The sequence below is a fragment of the Nocardia sp. NPDC019323 genome, from assembly GCF_044389845.1.
GTDB classification, from domain to species: domain Bacteria; phylum Actinomycetota; class Actinomycetes; order Mycobacteriales; family Mycobacteriaceae; genus Nocardia; species Nocardia implantans.
Window position 1 is genome coordinate 70131 of sequence record NZ_JBIRYN010000001.1, and the last position, 20553, is coordinate 90683.

The 20553-nt window shown below is 67.0% G+C and carries 20 protein-coding genes; 14 read left to right on the plus strand and 6 right to left on the minus strand.

Translation table 11 applies throughout. The features are described from left to right. Positions 1-115: 115 nt before the first annotated feature. Entirely contained in the window at positions 116-1312 is a 1197-nt protein-coding gene (locus ACH49X_RS00260; protein WP_195083322.1) for an Ig-like domain-containing protein, read from the minus strand. Positions 1313-1515: 203 nt separating this feature from the next. After that, positions 1516-1962, minus strand: coding sequence for a MarR family transcriptional regulator (locus ACH49X_RS00265; RefSeq protein ID WP_323124019.1), 447 nt, complete (start codon positions 1960-1962; stop codon positions 1516-1518). 111 nt (positions 1963-2073) lie between these two features. On the opposite strand from ACH49X_RS00265, the gene ACH49X_RS00270 reads away from it, so the two are divergent. After that, on the plus strand, positions 2074-3201 hold the full coding sequence (locus ACH49X_RS00270) for an NADH:flavin oxidoreductase (protein WP_357209066.1): 1128 nt from the start codon (positions 2074-2076) through the stop codon (positions 3199-3201). Between the two features lie 122 nt (positions 3202-3323). Further along, the gene (locus ACH49X_RS00275; RefSeq protein WP_357209067.1) at positions 3324-4502 is read left to right on the plus strand and encodes an MFS transporter; all 1179 of its coding nucleotides are present in this window, start codon (positions 3324-3326) and stop codon (positions 4500-4502) included. A 124-nt stretch (positions 4503-4626) separates the two neighbouring features. Here the strand turns inward: ACH49X_RS00275 and ACH49X_RS00280 are convergent, their stop codons facing one another. Beyond that, the gene (locus ACH49X_RS00280; RefSeq protein ID WP_195083324.1) at positions 4627-5199 is read right to left on the minus strand and encodes a TetR/AcrR family transcriptional regulator; all 573 of its coding nucleotides are present in this window, start codon (positions 5197-5199) and stop codon (positions 4627-4629) included. A 362-nt stretch (positions 5200-5561) separates the two neighbouring features. On the opposite strand from ACH49X_RS00280, the gene ACH49X_RS00285 reads away from it, so the two are divergent. From ACH49X_RS00285 to ACH49X_RS00320, 8 genes are all read left to right on the plus strand, one after another. Then, positions 5562-6803 carry a hypothetical protein gene (locus ACH49X_RS00285; protein WP_195083325.1) on the plus strand — a complete coding sequence of 414 codons (1242 nt, stop codon included), beginning with the start codon at positions 5562-5564 and terminating at the stop codon, positions 6801-6803. A gap of 190 nt (positions 6804-6993) precedes the next feature. Continuing rightward, positions 6994-7629 carry a hypothetical protein gene (locus tag ACH49X_RS00290; RefSeq protein WP_357209068.1) on the plus strand — a complete coding sequence of 212 codons (636 nt, stop codon included), beginning with the start codon at positions 6994-6996 and terminating at the stop codon, positions 7627-7629. Positions 7630-8467: 838 nt separating this feature from the next. Beyond that, positions 8468-9616 (plus strand): zinc-dependent alcohol dehydrogenase, encoded by a 1149-nt coding sequence (locus ACH49X_RS00295; RefSeq protein WP_195083327.1) that lies wholly within the window; start codon positions 8468-8470, stop codon positions 9614-9616. An 11-nt stretch (positions 9617-9627) separates the two neighbouring features. Beyond that, entirely contained in the window at positions 9628-10200 is a 573-nt protein-coding gene (locus tag ACH49X_RS00300) for a hypothetical protein (protein WP_357110894.1), read from the plus strand. Positions 10201-10375: 175 nt separating this feature from the next. After that, complete coding sequence (locus ACH49X_RS00305; protein WP_357209069.1) at positions 10376-11017, plus strand: hypothetical protein; 642 nt, start codon at positions 10376-10378, stop codon at positions 11015-11017. A gap of 807 nt (positions 11018-11824) precedes the next feature. Then, on the plus strand, positions 11825-12337 hold the full coding sequence (locus ACH49X_RS00310) for a hypothetical protein (RefSeq protein WP_195083329.1): 513 nt from the start codon (positions 11825-11827) through the stop codon (positions 12335-12337). 1 nt (position 12338) lies between these two features. Further along, positions 12339-13493, plus strand: a complete 1155-nt coding sequence (locus tag ACH49X_RS00315) for an MAB_1171c family putative transporter (protein ID WP_357209070.1) — start codon at positions 12339-12341, stop codon at positions 13491-13493. A gap of 153 nt (positions 13494-13646) precedes the next feature. Beyond that, positions 13647-13949 carry a transposase gene (locus ACH49X_RS00320; RefSeq protein ID WP_357209071.1) on the plus strand — a complete coding sequence of 101 codons (303 nt, stop codon included), beginning with the start codon at positions 13647-13649 and terminating at the stop codon, positions 13947-13949. Between the two features lie 9 nt (positions 13950-13958). Here the strand turns inward: ACH49X_RS00320 and ACH49X_RS00325 are convergent, their stop codons facing one another. Next, the gene (locus tag ACH49X_RS00325; protein WP_357209075.1) at positions 13959-15176 is read right to left on the minus strand and encodes an FAD-dependent oxidoreductase; all 1218 of its coding nucleotides are present in this window, start codon (positions 15174-15176) and stop codon (positions 13959-13961) included. A 96-nt stretch (positions 15177-15272) separates the two neighbouring features. Further along, a complete protein-coding gene (locus ACH49X_RS00330; RefSeq protein ID WP_195083331.1) occupies positions 15273-16175 on the minus strand; it encodes a helix-turn-helix transcriptional regulator in 903 nt (300 codons plus the stop codon). Between the two features lie 111 nt (positions 16176-16286). Here ACH49X_RS00330 and ACH49X_RS00335 point away from each other — a divergent pair, with 111 nt between their 5' ends. The 4 genes from ACH49X_RS00335 to ACH49X_RS00350 all read left to right on the plus strand — a co-directional run bounded on the left by ACH49X_RS00335 (position 16287) and on the right by ACH49X_RS00350 (position 20040). Continuing rightward, complete coding sequence (locus tag ACH49X_RS00335) at positions 16287-17627, plus strand: hypothetical protein (protein ID WP_195083332.1); 1341 nt, start codon at positions 16287-16289, stop codon at positions 17625-17627. Positions 17628-17937: 310 nt separating this feature from the next. Continuing rightward, a complete protein-coding gene (locus ACH49X_RS00340; protein WP_357209072.1) occupies positions 17938-18312 on the plus strand; it encodes a hypothetical protein in 375 nt (124 codons plus the stop codon). Continuing rightward, positions 18243-19070 (plus strand): GAF domain-containing protein, encoded by an 828-nt coding sequence (locus ACH49X_RS00345; RefSeq protein ID WP_324722492.1) that lies wholly within the window; start codon positions 18243-18245, stop codon positions 19068-19070. Before ACH49X_RS00340 ends, ACH49X_RS00345 begins: the two co-directional genes overlap by 70 nt. Positions 19071-19404: 334 nt before the next feature. Then, the gene (locus ACH49X_RS00350) at positions 19405-20040 is read left to right on the plus strand and encodes a recombinase family protein (protein WP_353963126.1); all 636 of its coding nucleotides are present in this window, start codon (positions 19405-19407) and stop codon (positions 20038-20040) included. Positions 20041-20253: 213 nt separating this feature from the next. Here the strand turns inward: ACH49X_RS00350 and ACH49X_RS00355 are convergent, their stop codons facing one another. Then, positions 20254-20457, minus strand: a complete 204-nt coding sequence (locus ACH49X_RS00355; protein WP_195042958.1) for a cold-shock protein — start codon at positions 20455-20457, stop codon at positions 20254-20256. Positions 20458-20553: the final 96 nt, after the last annotated feature.

Here is a 20553-nt window from a genome sequence, read left to right on the forward strand (position 1 = left end):
TGGATCGATGGCATCGGCTTGTACGAACAGGACGCGCTCGCGGCTCGATTCGTCGCCGACTCGCCGGACGGGAACTCATCGAGCGAACCGGCTCAGCGCCGCTTTCTCGTTCGTGTCACGCGGGAGCGCCGCCGCGGAGCCAGTCGGTCCACGGGATGCTCCAATCGCCGTTGTGCCAGATGTCGAGGGGTTCGCCGCCGGTGTTGCGGACCTCGACCACGTCGCCGGGGATGACGAAATCGTAGAACCACGCGGCGTCGGCTGGGGAGATGTTCAGGCAGCCGTGGGAGACGTTGGTGTTGCCTTGGGCCCACATGCTCGCGGCCAGCGCGTGCACGAAGATTCCGTCGTGGCTGATGCGGACCGCATGGTCGATGCTCGTGCGGTAGCCGAGTGCGGAGTTGGTGGGCAGGCCGTAGCTGGCGGAATCCATGATGACCGGGTTGTTGCGGTCCAGCACGGTGTAGACGCCGGGGCGAGTCCAGAACGACATGGTTCTGCCGCCGACGACCGCCGTGCCGCCCATGCCCATCGATGTAGGCATGGTGCGCACCAGGTTTCCGTTGTCGAAGACCTCGATCTGTTTCGTGTCGTCGTCGGCGATCGCGACGTGCGCGGGCCCGATGAGCACTGAGACCCGTTGGTCGCGTAGGCCGTAGCGGCCCTCGCCCAGGGCGACGCCGAAGAGTTCGGACTCGATCGTGATCCTGGTTCCCGGTGCGTGATACTGCTCCGGCCGCCAGTGCGCGTTCTGGTCGTCTAGCCAGTACCAGCCGCCGGTGACCGCGGGCTGGGCGGTGACCCTCACCTGGCGTTCCACCGCTGCCCGATCGACGGGTTCGTCGAAATGGGCGACGAGCACGAAACCTACTCCGTAGGTGTCGTTGTCGGCCAGCTCGACGAGATTGGCGGAGCGCAGCGAGACATCGACGAGCTGTCGCGGCGCCACCGTGGCGCAGGTCGCCGTCGCGGTGACATCGCCGGTTTCGCCTTCCGCCACGGCTTTCACGGTGTAGGTGTGCCCGTAGCCCAGTGGTTCGGTGCTGGTCCACGTCCGCTGATCGGGGGCCGATACGCCCGGCAGCGCTCTGCCCGTTTCATCGATCCATTCGACCGACCGCAGCGTCCCGTCGGTGACGGTGATCGTGCCGAGACCGCGCGCGTCGACATCGCGGGCGCCGGGTGCGGGATCGAATCGGAGGGTGGCGGGTTCGGGCGGCGGCGCGAGTTCGCGCGCCCATCCCCATCCGGCCAAGGCGAGGCCGCCCGCACCGGCGAAGCCGATCAGCAGCCGACGACGTCGCAATGCCACCGTCCATCTCCCTTCCGGATCCGGGCCGACCTGTCCGACAGCATGCGGCAGCTACCCACCGCTCGTGACGCCGACGACCGGCATCTCCACCGATCCGCCGCACAACCGATACCGTTCCTCGATCGCTGGGGGACGCGCGCAACCGTCATCGATGGCCTGCGAAACCGCAGGTCACCCCGCCTGACCGACTACGCCGTCAAGCACTACGGCACAGCGGGCGAGTCCGCTCGAGCGACGAAAACCCGCTCCAGCAGTGCGTACAGACAGTCCCGATCCTGATCACCGAGCCTGTTCAGCCCGTCTTGGGTGGCGCGCATTTTCGCCCGGATGGTGTCGATCACCTGCTCACCCTCGGGCGTGATGACGAGATTGGTGACCCGCCGGTCGGATGTACTGGTCTCCCGGCGCACGAGCCCCCGCTTCTCCAGCCGGTTGATGATCCCGGTCACGTTGGAGGCGTCGCAGGCCATGGTCTCGGCCAGGGCACGCATCGCGACGGGCCCCCGGCGCAGCACGGTCAGCGCCTTTCCCTGGCTCGCCGTCAGGTTCTCACTCGCCGCCGCGACGGTGAACTCGCCGTAGTAGACGCCGAGCGACACCGACAGCAGCTCCATCAACTGGGCCGTGTCGACGCGGGGAGCTTCTGCCATGGCAGCCAGCCTATCCGCAGAAACTTGACTATCTCAAATATTTACCCCTAGCGTGTGTGGCCATTGCTTGAAGTTCTCAACCATCGCAGTCGCACCTCCGAGGAGTACTCAGTGACCGACACCACGTCCGTCGCCTCTCGCACCGCCGAGATCCTGTCCCGGCCCGTCGCGCTGAACGGCCTGACCGTGCCGAACCGCATCGTGATGGCGCCGATGACGCGCATGTTCTCCCCCGGCGGCGTTCCCGGTGACGATGTGCGGTCGTACTACGCCCGCCGCGCCGCCGCCGGCGTCGGCCTGATCGTCACCGAGGGCACCTACGTCGGCCACGAGTCCGCCGGGCAGAGTGATCGGGTGCCACGGTTCCACGGCGAAGAGCAGCTGGCGGGGTGGGCGAAGGTCGCCGAGGACGTGCACGCGGCAGGCGGCACGATCGTGCCGCAGCTGTGGCACATCGGCATGGTCCGCAACCAGGGCGACGCGCCCTACCCCGACGCGCCCGCCGTCGGCCCCTCCGGTATTCGCGTCGACGGCACCGAGGGCTTCGGTAAGGCCATGACCCGCGGTGACCTGGACGACGTCATCGGCGCCTTCGCCGAGGCCGCCGCCGACGCCGAGCGCATCGGCTTCGACGGCATCGAACTGCACGGCGCGCACGGCTATCTGCTCGACCAGTTCCTGTGGGCGCGCACCAACCGCCGTGACGATGAGTACGGCGGTGATCCCGTGGCCCGGACGAGGTTCGCGGCCGAGGTCGTGGCCGCGGTTCGTGCCGCCGTCTCGCCCGAATTCCCGGTCATCTTCCGTTATTCGCAGTGGAAGCAGGAGGCCTACAACGCGCGGCTCGCCGAGACCCCGCAGGAGTTGGAGGCGATCCTGGCTCCGCTCGCCGCGGCAGGCGTGGACGTCTTCCACGCCTCCACCCGACGCTACTGGCGACCGGAGTTCGACGGCTCGGACCTGAACCTGGCGGGCTGGACCAAGAAGCTCACCGGCAAGCCGACCATCACCGTCGGCTCGGTCGGCCTCGACGGCGACTTCCTCCGTGCGTTCACGGGCGAGGGCGCCGAGCTCGGCAGCCTCGACAACCTCCTCGATCGCCTGGAGCGCGACGAATTCGACTTGGTCGCCGTCGGTCGCGCCTTGCTCCAGGACCCGGAGTGGGCGTCCAAGGTGCTGGCGGGGCGGATCGATGAGCTGAAGCCGTACGACGCGGCGGCGCTGAAGACGTTGAGCTAGGCGAATTCCGTTCGGCTCGGCCGGCCCTTCCGACGGCCCCGCACGTAGATACGAAAACGGCCGCGACGATCGGGTCCATTACCCGCCGGAATCTTCGACGAGGTGTTCATAACGTCGGTGCCATGGAAACCGATCTCGTTCCCGGCGCACCGGTCACCACTGCGTTACGGACACCCGTCGTGTGGTTCATGGCCCTGGCAGCCGCGCTGGGCACCGCGAGTATCTATCCGTTGCAGCCAGCCATCGCGGAAGTGGCTGGTTCGCTGCGCACTTCGGTCGCCGCCGTCGGCACGGCTCTGGCATGCGGTCCGCTCGGCTACCTGGTGGGCTTGGCGCTGCTGGTGCCGCTGGTCGACCAGTTCGCACCGCGCATCGTGGTCGCGACCCAATTCGGCGCGTTGGCCGTCATATCGGCGGCGAGTGCGATGGTCGGTTCGCCCTGGTTGCTCGGCCTGGTTATCGGCTCGGCCGGGGCAGGGTCGGCGGTCGGCGCCCAATTGAGTTCCGTCGCCGGGCGTTTCGCCCGTCCGTCGCGGCAGGCCACGACACTGGGGATCGTGACCGCGGGCATTTCGGCGGGCATTCTCGCGGGCCGGATCGTCGGAGGGTGGCTGACGGAACTGATCGGCTGGCGCGGCATGCTTCTCGCCTTCGCGGCGGCATGCGCCGTCGTCGCGGTAATTGCCTACCTGCTGTTACCGGTCGTGCACGGGAGTGCAGCCGTCGGTTATCTGGCGACGCTGCGCGGATTTCCGGGGCTCTACCGCGAGTTCTCGGCGCTGCGGTCGGCGGCGGTTCGCGGCGCCCTGTGGTTCTTCGCCTTCTGCGCGATCTGGGCGGGACTCGCGGTCGCACTGTCGCAGCCGCCGTACTCCTACTCGGCCGAGCGAATCGGCATGTACGCCGTCGCCGGGCTGCTCGGCGTGGTCGCCACTCGCGTCTCGGGGACGTGGACCGATCGTGTCGGTGCGCGGCGGGTGGTCGCGGCAGGGCTCGTGCTGGCTCTCGCCGCCACGGCGGCATTGAGTGTCCTCCTGCCGTATCCCGTCGCCACCCTTGTCTGCCTCGGCCTGTTCGACGCCGGGCTGTTCGCGGCCCAGGTGGCCAATCAAAGCACGGTCCTGGCGATCGACCCGGCCGCACCGGCCCGCTTCAACAGCGCCTACATGATCGTCTACTTTGTCGGCGGCAGCTTGGGCACCGCGATCGGCGCCGCCGCCGTCGGCTGGATCGGCTGGCCCGCCACCGCCGCCCTCGCCACGGCGGCGATCGCTACCGCCATGGCCTCGCTCCGGCGGTAGCCGCTCGGCGGTTACCGCGGCTCGATCGTCCTTCCCCTTGCGGGAGAAGAGTTCCGGCCATGGCTCGACGCGAGCCGAGCAGCAAGGACGGCTACCGGATCGGTGCGCTCACCACGACAGGCGTCTATCGGGTCCACTGATCGATCAACACCGCCAAGCGGGCGTCCCGCTGAGCCGGCCGCAGACGTCCACCGCGGTCCAGGGTCGCCAGGCCGTGCAAGGCGCTCCAGCCGACCTCGGTGAAGGTCTCCGGATCATGCTCGCCCGCGAACGGCGAGAAGGCGGCGAACATGACGGCGAACGCGTCCCGCAGCGGCTGCGAGGCATTCTCGCCGAACGCCAGGTTCACCTTCATCAGGAACATCGCGTCGTAGAGCGCGGGTCGTGAAGTCGCGAAGTCGAGGTAGGACCGCGCCACCGCCGCCAACGCCGCGCGCGGCTCGCCGCCCGCGGACTCCAATGCCTCGCGGCTCCACGCCGCCATCTCCGCGATGCCTTCCTCGGCGACCGCGGTGACGATCTCGTCCTTGCCCGCGAAGTGCGAATACAGCACAGGCTGGCTGTATTCGATCCGTTCCGCCAGTCTGCGCACAGTCACCGCGTCCCAGCCCTGCGACTCGGCAAGCTCCCGAGCGGTGTCGATGATCAACCGATGCCGTTCGGCGCGCTCTCGTTCTCGTCGCGTCTGGGTCCCCATATCCGGACTATAGCATTGCTTGGCAAACTAGTGACACTAGATCCGGTCTCCTCCCCCAGCGTTCGAACGGTTAGACCGGCACCAAGCGGGGGTGTGTCGGCGGCAGCACCCCCGCGGTGGTCGTTCGCAGGGCAACGGCACCGCGCAATCCGGCGATCGCAGCACGCCTACCGGATCACCCGATGCCCTGGCAGCGGCGATTGCCGATCGAGCAGTCACCATCCGGTGGATCGTCTAGACTCCTATACACGGCTACCGGTTGCGGGATGTTTCCGTCCCCCGATGCGGGCGCGGCGTGTGAATTCGCGTCACCGCTTTCTCCTCTCTGTTCCGGATGAAACTCATACGGCAAGGAGCGGTACATGACTGCACAATCCACGACGATCAATGAGCCGACGCTGCAAGACAAGATCACATACCAGCTGTGCGAGTATGCGAATCTGGTCAACGGCATCAGTAAAGAAGACAGCGACCTGGAGGCCACGCTCTCTCAGCAGATCCAGCGGTATCTCGACACCAACCGAGAGGTCATCGGCGGGTGGGAGATCGTCTGGGGTCCGGGAGTCGCGCTGTTCGACACCGACTTGTACGCGGTCAACGCCCTGTACATGGTGCGAAGCACCGAGGATCGCTCCCGGTACGTGATCGCCATGGCCGGCAGCACCGACGCACTGGTGTTCGACTGGCTCGTCGAGGACTGCTTCATTCGCCAGACGCCGTGGTTCGCGAACGGCGCCGCTTGGCACAACATCGGCACGGCCATCGGGGTGAAGACCCTTCTGAATATCAGACCCTCCGGCAACCGTCCCGGCGCCGGTCACACCTTGCCCGAGTTCCTGAGCGCGCTCGGCGACAAGGCGATCGACCTGAGCGTCACCGGCCACAGCCTCGGCGGCGCCCTGTCACTCACGCTGGCCCTGTTCCTACGCGACACCCAGTGGCTATGGGACAGCTCCGAGAAAGCCAGGATCAGCGTCCTCTCGACCGCCGGACCGAGTTTCTGCAATCAGGAATTCGTCAACTACACCACCCAACGCCTGCAACGAGTGAAGCGCTACGCCAACGACCTCGACGTCGTCCCGCACATGTGGAACCCGCCCGATATCGAGGACGCCAAGGCTCTCTACTCGAAGAACAACCAGCCTGCTCCCGCTGGCATGGAGGTTGTGTTCGAATTGCTGAAGATAAAGGCGTCCGTGTCAGGCCAATACGCACACTTCGATCCCACCAGCGGCGTGTTCCAAGGCACGTTCAACAATGACATCAATCAAACGCAAGGCTCGACGTCAGACGATCTGTACTTCAAACAGGTCGGCTACCAGCACATAGGCGGCTACCATGATTTCTTCGAAATCAAAGGCGTGCAGTGGCCGCAGGGCGTCGTAGCCATCCCGCCGGTCGGCACCGACACCGTGCTCAACCGCATCCTGGCCGCGGGCGGTCTACCGCTCGGTGACGGTGCCGGAAAGGTATTGGCGAACCGCCGTCCGGTAACCGTCCCGCTCGACGGACAGCCGGTGGAGCTGCCTACCGACCACGACAGCCCCGAAGCCGAGGAACTCGTCGACCGCGTCACCGCCGAGTTCGACCCCGCCTCCGCGTGAACTGATGCTCGCGGGCCCCGCACTCGGGGCCCGCGAGCGTCGATCCGGTCCAGCGCCGGCCTCGGCAGTCGGCCGCCACGACTATGCCGTGGTTTCCAAGGACTTGAGCCATCGCGTTGCGCATGGATGAAAGCCGGTATGCGATAGGCGTTTCGTCGCGACGGCGCGGTGGGAAATATAGGTTCGTCCCGTGCTCGAACGCATCGCCCCGCATCAGCTCGCCTGGTTCGCCGCCTGGGTCGCCGACTCGGCCGAACAGGCTGACGGCCCCCCGCTGCCGGCGACCTACGACCATACGATCGCGGTGCTTCATTGTGATGCCGAACCGGCCACCAGCGGCGTGACCGCGCCCTTCCAAGGATCGTCCGGAACCGAAGGGCACCCGTCGGACAGGCAGAAGGCCGTCCTCGACCGAATCCTCCTCACAACCACCGGCCCCGGTGCCCCGGCCTGCCTTGCGTCCTATGACGCCGACCCCGGTCCCGGCCCGGCACTCCTCATTACTGCCATGTCTGCCGATTCGGTGCCACCGTCGGACGACGCCGTGTCCGCCCACGCCCTGGGCGACCCGCCGCTCGGCGAAATCGCCGAGCGGGTGAACGGGCACATCGCCTACCTCCTCGTCGCCGCCCCCCTCCAGGACTTGGTCTACACCGCGTGGGAGGCCCGCTGGGACTACGAACAACCCGTGACGATGCTCTGGCCCGCCGACCGCACCTGGTGCCTGTCGAGCGACCCCGACCTTTCCCACACCGTGATCGGCTGCGACCACACCCTCGCCGCACGCATCCTCGCCGAACCGGTCCTACGCGCACAAGAGCTGTGAGCCAGCGATGTGCACACCGCATCCGGCAGGCATCCCGGGCACGATCGCGGTGGTTGCCGGTTCGAGCCGCGCCCGCGCCGACCACCCTCCCATCAAGGCCGATCGAGGCTGCCGCGAGGCTGTGACCAGCGATAAAATCATCACCAGGTCGGGGAATCGCACAATATTCGATCTCGGAAGGAGATGAGTTCGATGGGCTCCTTCGGCCTCGATCTCGGCGTCGGCCTCAACGTGTTCCTCAGATGGCTCGCCATCACGTTCGGACTCGGATTCGGCCTCAGCTGAGCTATACGCCGTAACCTCGCCACCACGGCAGCGACCGCACCACAGGCGCCGGCTGCCCGTCGTCGGCCACCAACAGCCCCGACCGCCACCGCGCCCGGCCGACTGGAATCCCCACCGACCAGCCCACTCGGCGGCACGGGGAAGGTCTGGGGCGGCCGGGACCTGACGACCCGCGGAGCCGGCCGAGTACACGGTGCCCGATCCCCGGCGTCGAACCCGGCGTACCGACGCGGCGGGCCGGTCGAGCCGTTCGGCAGCCATGACCGTCCGCAGCATCCGAGGAATGATCATGACGTCGCGTCACCCGCCTCCCTACGAGCGAACCCGCCATCCTCCCGCTGGGCGAACGCGGACTTGCGCCGGCGCGGCTGGGGAGAACTCCCCCGCGGTGGCGTAGTGCCGATGGCATGCGACGGCGGTCGCGAGAATTCGTCGCACTCGATCGGCCGTCCACACGTCTCCGGTGAAAGGGCGCCGGCCGCGGGCGGCTGGTCGTTCTGTTTTGCCCGGCCGGGTGAGGGTAGGACGACAGCACCCCGGAGAAAGGAACGGTATGCGTGCAATGGTCTATCGCGGGCCGTACAAGGTGCGCGTCGAGGAGAAGGACATCCCTTCGATCGAGCATCCCAACGACGCCATTGTCCGGGTGCAGCGTGCGGCGATCTGCGGTTCGGATCTGCATCTGTATCACGGCCTCATGCCGGACACCCGGGTGGGAATGACTTTCGGGCACGAGTTCGTCGGCGTGGTGGAGCAGGTCGGCGGCTCCGTGGAGAATTTGCGACCGGGCGACCGGGTCATGGTGCCGTTCAATATCTATTGCGGCTCGTGCTACTTCTGCGCTCGCGGACTGTATTCCAACTGTCACAACGTGAACCCGAACGCCACCGCTGTGGGCGGTATCTACGGCTACTCGCACACGTGCGGTGGTTACGACGGAGGCCAAGCCGAGTACGTGCGAGTGCCGTTCGCCGACGTGGGACCTGCCAAGATCCCGGACGGACTCGACGACGAAGACGCACTGATGTGCACCGACGCCCTGGCTACCGGGTATTTCGGCGCGCAATTGGGTGACATCTCCGAGGGTGACGTGGTGGTCGTCTTCGGCGCGGGGCCGGTCGGTCTGTTCGCCGCGAAGTCGGCGTGGCTGATGGGCGCGGGGCGCGTCATCGTTATCGACCATTTGGAGTACCGCCTGGAGAAGGCCCGCAGTTTCGCCCACGCGGAGACGATCAACATGGCCGACTGCGCCGACATCGTCGTCGAGATGAAACGAGTCACCGACTACCTGGGCGCCGATGTCGCCATCGATGCGGTCGGCGCCGAGGCCGACGGCAACTTGATCCAGCACGTCACCGCGACCAAATTCAAACTCCAAGGCGGCTCACCGATCGCACTCAACTGGGCCATCGACTCGGTCCGCAAAGGGGGCACGGTGTCGGTGGTCGGCGCCTACGGGCCCATGTTCAGCGCCGTGAAATTCGGCGACGCGATGAACAAGGGCTTGACCCTCAACATGAATCAGTGCCCGGTGAAACGCCAGTGGCCGCGCCTGCTGTCGCACATCCAGAGCGGCTATCTGAAGCCGAGCGACATCATCACCCACCGCATTCCGCTGGAGCACATCGCCGAGGGTTATCACATCTTCTCCGGCAAACTCGACGAATGCATCAAGCCGGTGATCGTCCCTCAGTACGCGTGACAGGAGTTCCGATGCCTTACACCGAAGAACACCCGCCGGTCCCTTCCGCCGATGAGCTGCGAGCCCGAATCCCCGGATGGGGCGTGGATTCGGATCCGAAGAATCGGCCGTCGGTCCCCAAACTCCGCTACGATCCCGGTGCCACCGGCGCCCACTGGGATTTTCCGGACCGTCAACCGGAGAACGCGCCGCGGGAACGCTCGATCGAGCACAAGTTCCTGACCCCGGTATTCGGTACGTCGACGCCGCTGCGAGGTCTGTCCGGTGTGATCCGCCGCTGGGCCTATGCGAAATTCAGCGAAGCCCGCGCCGCCCACTGGCTGCTGTTGATCGTCGGCGACCGGGTCGACGTGGCCGAGAACCGCGTCCGGTCACTACTGGCCGGAAAGCCGGACAACCCGATCACCGAGACCGGTGTCAAAGCCGAATTCACACACCACGGACTGCGGGACCGTTTCACCGGCAGCCGCGTGGATCGCGCCCATATGTGGATGGACCCGATCATCGTCGCCGCCCCCTGGATAGCTTCTGCGGTGGCCGGCGTAGCGGCAGTGCGATCACTGCGGCGGCGCAGAGATCGGTAGCTGGTCACCACCGGCAAGGCACCGATCGCATTCTTACGAACCGCAGCGACGAAAAGCCGGAGACCGCCGCCACCGCGGGCCGCCCGGGGCGAACGGACTGCACGCGTTTCCGTGCGTATGGCGGTGCGCAAAGGGTAGGCCGCGTATGCAACCTACTTCAATGAATGGAGGCGTCATGAGAGACGTCGACGACACCGTTCACACAGGCCACGGCCGTCCCCTTCGAATTCCCCGTAGCCGGGGAGCCCTCGGCGGGCTCGCGGTGCTGCTGCTGGGCTTCTGGGGTGCGCTGATCCCGTTCATCGGACCCTACTTCGACTTCGCGTTCACTCCGGACGACCCGTGGGTGTGGACGCCGGCGCGCGGGTGGCTGCAGGTGTTGCCCGGCGTCGCCGCGATCATCGGCGGATTGCTCATGCTGGCCAGCCGCAACCGGCTCGTGGCGAGCTTCGGCGCGTGGCTGGCGGTGGCGGCGGGCTTGTGGTTCGTGATCGGTCCGATACTGGCGGACACCCTGAAAATCGGGGATGTCGGCGAACCCGTCGCCACGTCCGACCTGAAACGGGCCCTGCTACAACTGGCCTACTTCTATGGTCTCGGGGCGCTGATCCTGTTCTTCGCCGCGACCTCGCTCGGCCGATTGTCCGTGCGCAGCGCACGCGATATCGCCTTCGCGCGACGCGAGGTCGATGCCCGATCCGCCGAGGCCGACAGTCGGCGTCGCGTAGCCGACGCGCCGGGCCCTGTGGAACCCACCTCCCGGATCGAAGCCACACCGGGGCAGCAACCGAACAAACCCGGGCTGTATCGCAGCTGACCTCACCTCCAACGTTGCTGAACGGTGGCCGCGCAGTTCCATCCGCCACGTTGCTCGCAGCACCGTGTGGCACACAATATGGTCGGGTCGCGCGTGTCGGGGGTCCTTCGATCGCGGTAGGGGCTCAGGAACGTTTCCCGACGAATCCCGCACCGCATCCAGCCAGAACGCACCCTGCCCACCCGCGATGCGATTCGCCCAACCGGTTCAGCCCGATCCGCGGGTGAAGACCTACGCGACTGCCGGCAACGCCTTGTCGGCGAGTTGCCGCGCTGACGCTGATCGGCGGCGCGTTGATGACCTGCAGTTCGCGTAGGCAGTGGGTCCACACCTGCCGCGAAGGGAAGATTCCCGCATCCGTGGACCGCTCGGTGCGCGTGCGATTCCAGGCCCATCCCAGGGAAGGCAGGTTTCCGGTCTTCGCGATCAGCGACGATCCGCGAAATCCGTCGTGCCGATCCCTGCCCCATCTTTCCGCGCGGGAGTGATCGCGCTGCGCCGCTGAACGACATCGCGCGTCAGCGCCTATGGCGGTAGGAACGGGGCCGGCTGCGCGACCACCCTCCTTCATGAGCAGGTGGCAGCCGCCACGCACCGCACAGGGACTTGTCGAGCACGTGCTGACCGAACTGGGTTTCACCTACCGGACACAACAGGTCGCGGCATGGATGGCTGCCTCGCGCAACAGCTCGGGGAGTATGAGCGAGGCGAGAAGGGTTGCGCGACAGCCTACTTCCGTGACATTGCGCTGTAGGTACTACGCTCGTCGCATTGTCGGCATCGGTCACGTGGTGGAGGAAAGGCGTAATGGAGGATCTCGCCGCGCGATTCGAGGAACTGGGCCGGCTGGTACCGATCCCGCACCCATGGGACATAACGGAATACATCGCTCGGGTGGCAGAGTACCGGGAGCGCCCGATCACATTGTGCCCTATCGGCATCGGCGCGCTTTCGGGCAGCGGCTGCGGCACCGGAAGCGGTCTGTGGATCGCCCGGGAAGGTGACGACGTGATCATGTACGGGGCCGACACCGAATGGCATGCCGATCACATCATCGCCCACGAGATCGGTCACATGCTGCTCGGCCACGGAGGGATCGCAAGCGGCCCCGATGATGCCGCGGCCGACCTGCCGTTGCGGGAATTGATGCCCTCACTGTCGCTGGAAACCATCCGCAGCGTACTGCGCCGCCAGGACTACGACAGCGAGCACGAGCGCGCCGCCGAAACCTTCGCCGACCTGCTGCTGGTGGAAGCGATGCTGCCGAAGCGGTCGGCGAGCCGATTCCGCTCGACCTTCTTCCGACAGCGGCACCGATGAGATGACCTCGCCGATCCCGGGTCTGATCACCTGGCCTGTGCTGACAGGTCTCGCCATGGTGTTCGCCGGTCGGTGCTGGCTGCTGCGGGACAGCATCGTCGACGGGCTCGTCAACCGCGCGCTCGCCGCCGCTGTCGTCGAACACCTACTGCGGGAGGCATGGTTCGAACGGTCGCTGGCCTGGCTGCTGCCCGGCGACGCCGGCGACGTGGTGCACCTCGCCCAGCAGCTCTCCCTGGGAGCAACCGTGTTGGCCGTCTCCTATATCTACGGCATCGCCAAGTTGTGGGCAGGCGCCGATCCCGCCCAGACGTGGCGCAGGCAGCGGCGATATCACCTCGTCACGATCACCGCCACCGCCGTCATCCTGATCGCGGGGACGCCCGCGCGCCGAGCAGACCAGTTGATCGACCAAGCCCTCGGCTGGCCTGCTGTCGTGGTCTGGGTCGCGTTCTCCTTGCCGCTCGGCGCTACGGCCCTGCTCGTCGGCCGGGCGAGTGTGCGCGAGCTGCGCGCCGCAGGCGACGCCACCTGGCAAGAACGCGCACTCTACACAGTGGTGCTCTGCACCGCGGTGGGCCTCGCGGCCGTGGCGGTCGTATACCCGTTCGAGGCCATCGGCAATGTCCTGACAGGCCGGCCGTCATTCGATCCCCAGATGCGTTGGAAAGCCTGGTGCGGCTTCCTTCTCTCGGCCGTCGGCGCTCCCGCCGCGGTCACGGTGCCGCTGATCAGCACCCTGCTCACCCGCTACGGATGGGACCGCGCCGGCCGATACTGCCGCCGCCTACGTCCGATGTGGGCCGACCTCACCGCAGCCGTACCCGAAATAGTCCTGGAGATGCGGGACCGAACGGACCCGGCGGTCCGTCTGCACCGCATGACGGTCGAGATCCGCGACAGCCTGCTGCACCTCGAGCGCTACAGCGCAGGGCCCGACGACCCTACCGCCACCAGCGCTGACCCACATGTCTATGCCCGACGCGTCGCGGAGGCCATTGCCGCCAAAGCCGCCGGCCACCCCCCGAACAAGAGCCGATCCACGCCCCGGCACCGAGTCCAACCGGGGGCACGGGACCTCACCGCGGAGCTGCGCCGGCTACTCGCACTCGCCGATGCATGGCCAGGTGTTCGCAACCTGACGGAGTCGCCGTAACGTCACGCCCGGATCACGCCGCCTGCGGTCCACCACTCAGTTAGGTAGCCCGGGGACCAGCGGACCGTCTGGACTGTGATCGGTTGTGGTGCATTACGCGTCGGCCGTGTCGGACAAGTTGTCGAAACGTCTCGTTCCGGACGAGCTTGGGCGATGGCGGAGCCGTTGCTGCCGAAGTTCGAGCCACGACCGCATGCCGACAAGGCGTACGACACCGCCGAGCTGCGGCAATGGGTGCGCGATCGGGGTATCGCCGTCCGCATCGCGCGCGACGGCATCGATTCCTCGCAGCGCCTCGGCCGCCACCGCTGGGTCATCGAAGGCACCATCTCCTGGCGCACCGGCTACCACCGGCTCACCATCCGCTACGACCGCAAAGCCACACACTTCCTCGCGTTCCTCACCCTCGCCGCGGCGCTGACCTGCCTCGAGAAGCTCACGAAATGCGCCACATGAGACGTGGTCTCAGTATCCGTACTCGGGTGCGGCCTGCAAGTCGGGCGCGGCGGCGGCCAGCAATGCGTCGCGGTCGCGGTTCAGCGGTGGGTAGATACGCCGGGTATTGATGGCGCGCTTGGTGTCTTTGGCCTCCTCACCGCACGCGACCACATGGCGGTCCCAGCCCTCGGTATACACCGCTCCTGCCGGTCCCAGATCGAGAACCGTTACATACCAAGGGATCCTCAACGGCATCATGGGCTCGCCCAGCAAATCGCCGATGACGTTGTATCCCGCCCATCGGCCCATCGGGCGGCTGTGCTGGCAGGACATCACCGACATATGCGCGTCGTCCATTTTCGCGGCTGCGACGTCACCTGCGGCGAATACCCCGGGCACACCGCAGACACGCAGATAGTCGTCGACGGGGAGTCGCCCCAGCCGGTCACGGTCGACGCCGAACTCCGCGGTCAGCAGGTTGGCCCGCATGCCCGCACACCAGACGACAGTGGCGGCGGGCACCATTTCACCCGAGGAAAGCGTCACCCCGCGTTCATCGATGGACACCACCCCGACGCCCAACTCCGTCTCGATCCCGGCGGAGGCCAATGCCGCCTCGATGACCGGTCGAGCCGATACACCCATGTCCGAGCCGACGAACGGGTTGCGGTCGATCAGGATGACCCGCGGTGCGACGGCACGCGTGGCGAAGACGTCGGCGAGCATCGCGGGCAGGCCGGTCGCCTCTTCGATCCCCGTCAAACCCGCCCCTACGACGACTACCGTGGCGGCCGCAGGGTCAGCGGGGCCCTCGGCGAGCCGGCGCAGGTGAGCCTGCAGTCTCGTCGCCGCGTCGTGGGTGTCGATGTCGAATCCGAACTCTCGCAGGCCAGGGATATCGGGCTTGACCACCTGGCTGCCCAACGCGAGCACCAGCCGGTCGTAGCCGTGAGCGCCCGCGGTGGATTCCACGATTCCCGCCGCAGCGTCGATCGCCGTCACTTCGCCGATGATGTGCTCGATTCCGACCGGATCGAGAAGAACGCTGAGCGGGATGCGGGATGTGCTCAGATCGGCCTCGTAGTCACGCACGCGGATGTCGTGGTAGGGCGTGGAACTGATCATCGTGATATCGACGGTTTCGCCCGCCACACCGAGTTCGTCGAGCCGCCGGGCCGCCGCGAGCGCCGCCCACAGACCCGCGAACCCGGACCCGAGGACCACGACCCGCGACGGATCGGTCACTGCAGCGCGCTGCACATCGTCATTCTAAACTTCGTGATCGTTGCTGCCGCTGGTCTGGACGCTGGAAGCCCCGAGGTACCGAACCAATCATGGCCCTCAGCCCGCCGCCGCGTGATACAACTCCCGATGCTCCGCCCACGGACGCCGCCGCTCCTCCGGACTCATCGCCAACAACTCCCGCAACTTCCCCCACGCCACCTCATCAACCGGCGTATACACCTGCATCCACGCATTCGGCACCGACGGCAACGACATACTCGTCAAAAACATCTCCAACTCCCCCACCGCCAAATTCCGCACCGCCTTCGTCCGGCTCACCGGCACCGCCACATCATTCAACGCCCACAACGACGCGAAACTCTCACTCTCCGCACACAACTCCGCGATGAACCCCTCCCACCCCGGATCACCCAGATTCTTCGCATACGCCCCACGCAAATACCCCACCATCCGCCGCAGATCATCCCAATTATGCCGGTAGGCGTTGCAGCACTCCGGGGTCAAAAACACCCGACGCGCCACATTCCGCTCCCCCGCCAAGAACCCCGGGCACAACGCCTCATACGAAGAGTTGTGCGCCAACACGTCATATCTCGCACTCAACACCACCCCCGGCAACGGCTCCAGATGGTCCAGAATGACCTGCAACTCCTCCGGCAACGCCGACCCCGAATCCACCGAAGGCACCGTCGGCACATCCGCCAACCGATACAAATGCGCCTTCTCCGCCGCATCCAACGACAACGTCCGCGCCACCGCGTTCAACACTTGAACACTGACATTGATCTCGCGCCCCTGCTCGAGCCACGTATACCAGGTCACCCCGATTCCCGACAATTGGGCGACTTCTTCGCGGCGCAGTCCCGGTGTGCGTCGACGAGTCCCGGTGGGAATTCCGACATCCTCCGGCGAGATACGGGCTCGCCGGGACTTGAGGAAGGCTCCCAGTTCGGCACGCCGCGCTCTGCGCACCGCCCGCACGTCGACTACATCGGTCATTCCAGAGATCATCCCGGACCGTGACACAAGTATCCAGGTGCTGCCAGTACCCGTTTCGAGGCGGCGCGGCGCGGTGATGTTCGGTTTCTCCCGGCTGGGTACGTCTGGGAAATGGTGCGATGGCGTGAGGTACTCGAAGGCGTCACCGCGTTCCTGGCCACCGCGGTGGCCGGGCTGTTGCTGGTCGTACCGCTCAGCTTCGGCCGGACCTGCCGTTGCACGCCTTATCAGGTCAATCGGCTGGTGCTGAGCGTGCCGCGCGAGGCGGCGATCGGTGTGTTGGTGGCGGCGGTCACCGCGGTGGTCGCGGTCAGCCTGGCCCGGGCGCGCACCGCGTGGTGGATCGCTCTGGCGGCGACGTCGTTGCTGTTCGTCGCGGACACGGTGGAAGCGCACAGCGCCTCCCCGGACATCCTGACGACCACCGCCTACCTCGACGCGATCGGCAGCGGCGTTCTGCTCGGCGCGACGGGCGTGGCGGTACTCGGCCGCCGCGTGCCCGCGACGGGTCTGGTGCTGGGCGCTGTCGGCTGTTTCGTGGTGATCACGCTCTCGCAGGCGTCGGGACTGCTGGGCAATCCCCATCGCGCGACGACCGAGCCTCGGGTGTGGTCGGTGTTCGAAACGCAGCCTTGGTGGTTGCTCGCGGCGGTGGCCGGGCTCATCCTGGCGTGCCAGGTGGCGACCCGGCACCGGTTCACGCCGGAACCGATCTATCCGGAACTGCCGCTCAGCCCCGTGGTCGCCGCGATCGTGCTCGTCATGACCGAATTGGGCGTCGCGGAGTGGCGCTTCCGGCATGGCGACGGCAGTATCGGGCTCATCGTCACGGCGGTGTGCACCTTGCTCGCCACGACCGTCGCCGCCTGGCTGCTACCCCGCCGGGACGGCATCGCGATCTACCTCGCGGTCGGGCTCAGCGCCACCGGCAGCGCGGTGGGCAACGGGCCGCGACCGGCATGGAGCGTGCCGCTGCTGCTGGGCCTGATCCTGCTGGGCTATCTGGCCGGAACCCGAATCCAGCCGTCGAATCCGCTGGTCGGCGCCGGATTGCTGGCCGCAGTCGCCCTGTTCGCCTCCGTTGCTCCGGCCGGTGGCATGCGCAACACGGTCACGGCCGCGCTGGCCGTGGCATCGGGGTATTGCGCGGCCGGTATCCAGCCGCGAACAGCGGGCAGCATTCTCGCGATCGCCATCCTGTGGCGCCCCTCGACGGTGGCGCCGGTCCGCACCGAATCATTCGACTGGACGATGGTGTCGCCACACCATCTCCACGACTGGGGTCCGGTCACCGTGGTCTCGGGCTCGGAATGGGCGGCGTTCGCCATCACGGTCGGTTGCGGAGCCGGACTCGTGATCCGCGCTCTCCCCAAGCTCAGGACACCTTTCCGTAGCCAACTCGCAACCTGGCCGGCCTCTACAACAGATCTGACACCTCGCATCAACGCCTGAGCGCAGGCCGCATCCGGCCCATCGGTCGGAGGTGGTCGTAGTGAACCAATTGTCGTCGGGAGCTTCGGTAAGCCCGACCTATGGATCACGGCCGCGGGCGACCTCCGGCTTCCGGCCCGATTCCGCCGCAGGACTGGAATCCACACCGCTGCTCAGATCCTTCTCGCGGCAGACCTCACAGACGGCGTCCTCCTCATGTCCGGCCCTGACGCTGTCGATGCGATGATCACGCGGGCGCGGCAGGCGTACTCCGGTACCATTCGCGCACGACCCGGCCCTGGCCGCCGTCCGCACCGGCGACGCCCTGGTCGTGCCGATACTCGACCGACTCGCCCGCTCGGTTCCCGACGCTCGGGCCATCGGTGACTCCCTCGCCGCCCGCAGCATCCGCCTACAGTTGGGCACGATGATCGACGACCCGACCGACCCGATGGGCAAGCGCCCCGCTGAATCTGCACGCCGCCGGCGAGCACACCATCGCCCCGCTGGCGGAGCTGTTCGAGATGTCGCGCCCGACGGTGTACCGAGCCCTCGACCGCGCCGGCATCACGGCAGCCACAACGGATGCGACATGACCGCCGCGACCACGTACTCTACCCAGGCCTGCACACTCCCATGGGAAGCGAGCACCACACCGTGTCGATCACCGCTGACAGAACCGCCCTCACCGACCCCGCCCGGCTAGCTGCGGTACGCCGTTACGAGATTCTCGACGCTCCAACCGACGGCCAGTTCGACACCATCGCGGCGACCGCCGCAGCGGTGTGCGGCACCCCGATCGCCACGGTCAGCATCGTCGACGCCGACCGGGTCTGGTTCGCCGCGACCAAGGGACTGGATGGTGTCGCGCAGGTCGGCACGGAACCGGGACTGTGCGCGTCGGCGTTCTGCGCCGAGGGCCCGTACGTGGTCAACGACGCGCTCACGGATCCGCGCACCCTCGATCATCCGTTGGTACGTGGTGAGCTGGGGCTGCGGTTCTACGCCGCCGCCCCGATCGTCACCGCCGACGGGCACCACCTCGGCACCGTTACCGCAATCGACGCCATGCCTCGGGAATTGAGCGAGGTGCAGCAGACCGTGCTCGGCTATCTCGCCGACCAGGTCGCGCAGCACCTGGAGCTGCGCCTGGCCACCATCGAGGCGGTACGCGCCGAACGCCAGTTGCGCGACGATGCCGAGCAACGCGCCGCTGCCGCCGCCGAGCTCGCCGCCCGGATACGAGCCGCGGCCGCCGCACAGGCCACCACGCCGCACCCTGAGCACTGCCAGCTCGGCGGCACCGCCGGCTGCACCGCGCCGGCCGAACTGAAGATCGCCGATTCGTGGGGCGACTCGGCCTGGGGCTGCACCACCCACGTCGAAGAGGCCATCATCAACGTCCGTTCGGTGTTCATCGCCAACGAGGAACTCGGTGGCCTGGCCGCCTACCTCAACCGCTGACCGTCGCCACGAACCAACCTCCCGGCCCCCGTTCGGCACCAGCAGCCCGGGTGACCGCCCGCCACGCGCACACCCGCAGCTGCGACCTGCTCGGCCGCGTCGCCGAACGCGGCAAATGGCCCACTTCGCCGCGTTCCTCGCAGCCCGCCGAGTGATCCGCCCCCTCGACGAATACCGCATGACTACCACAGGTCGCCGGCGCACCGGACGTGGTCACTGCGGAACATCACGTGCTCGACAACCATGTCATTCGCCCTTCACCGTGGTGGGGTGTGTGTTGATGGCGGGTGGGGTCCACTGCCAGTGAGCAGCGACCTGGGCGAACCGGCACAGCATTCGTTCCGGAGTCGTTCCACCGAAAGCGTTCCGAAAGCCCCCGTACGCTCCGGCCGGCGGACTCGAACTCGGCTACGCCCGAGTCTCGACCACCAAGCAGAGCCTCGAACGCGATCTCGACGCCCTCGCCGACACCGGACTGCCCGATGAGCGGATCTACGTCGACACGAAGACCGGCGCGACCGTCGACCGGCCCGGTCTGACCAAACTGCTCGAATACGCACGCCCCGGCCACACCGTCGTCGCCTACACCCGCAACCGGCTCGGACGGAACCTGCGCGAAGTGCTGAACCTCGTCCACGACCTCGGCGAGAAGGGAATCGGTGTGCGCACCCTCGCCGACCCCACCCCGTTTCGACACCGCCGACGAAGGCATGGCCCGCCTCGCGTTCCTGCTCCTGGCGCTGTTCGCGGAAATGTAACGCACCTCGCCGAACGCGCCGCCCACGCCCGCGCCGTCGCCGAATCCAGAGGCCGCCACATCGGCCGGCCCGCCGCTTGGCCCGACGACAAGATCGGCTACGCCCGACTGCCCCCCAAGCAGGGAAACAGCCTCGGCGAGATCACGAGCAAGACCGGCATCCCGAAGACATCACTGCACTGCCACCTCACACCGACCGCCGAACAGGAGTGACCCCGGCAGCGACCTGGCCGACCCGGCTTCATGCACCGGGTGACCCGATCGTTGACGGCACGCCCAGTCAGTCGCTGTGGTAGTCCAGGTCGAACTGTGGCTCCCGCAGCCATCGCCGCGGGCACGGGGCGATGTGTACCGGGTTCAACGAAAAGAGCTCCGCACCGACCTCGGTGCGAAGCTCTTCACAAACGATCACGCGATCGCGCGGAATCAGATGGCGCGGACGTCCTGGGCCTGGGGGCCCTTCTGGCCCTGTTCCACCGAGAACTCGACACGCTGACCCTCGTCGAGGGATCTGTAACCCGAGCCGCTCACCGCGGAGTAATGCACGAAGACGTCCGGGCCGCCTCCGTCTTGAGCGATGAAGCCGAAGCCTTTTTCACCGTTGAACCACTTCACACTGCCTTGAGCCATGCTGTAAACAACTTCTTTTCTGTAGTGAGCCGAGCAGACTCTTGGTGAGAAGCCCGTACTCAACCTCTCACTATGCCACAACCGTCGCCGTTCGGC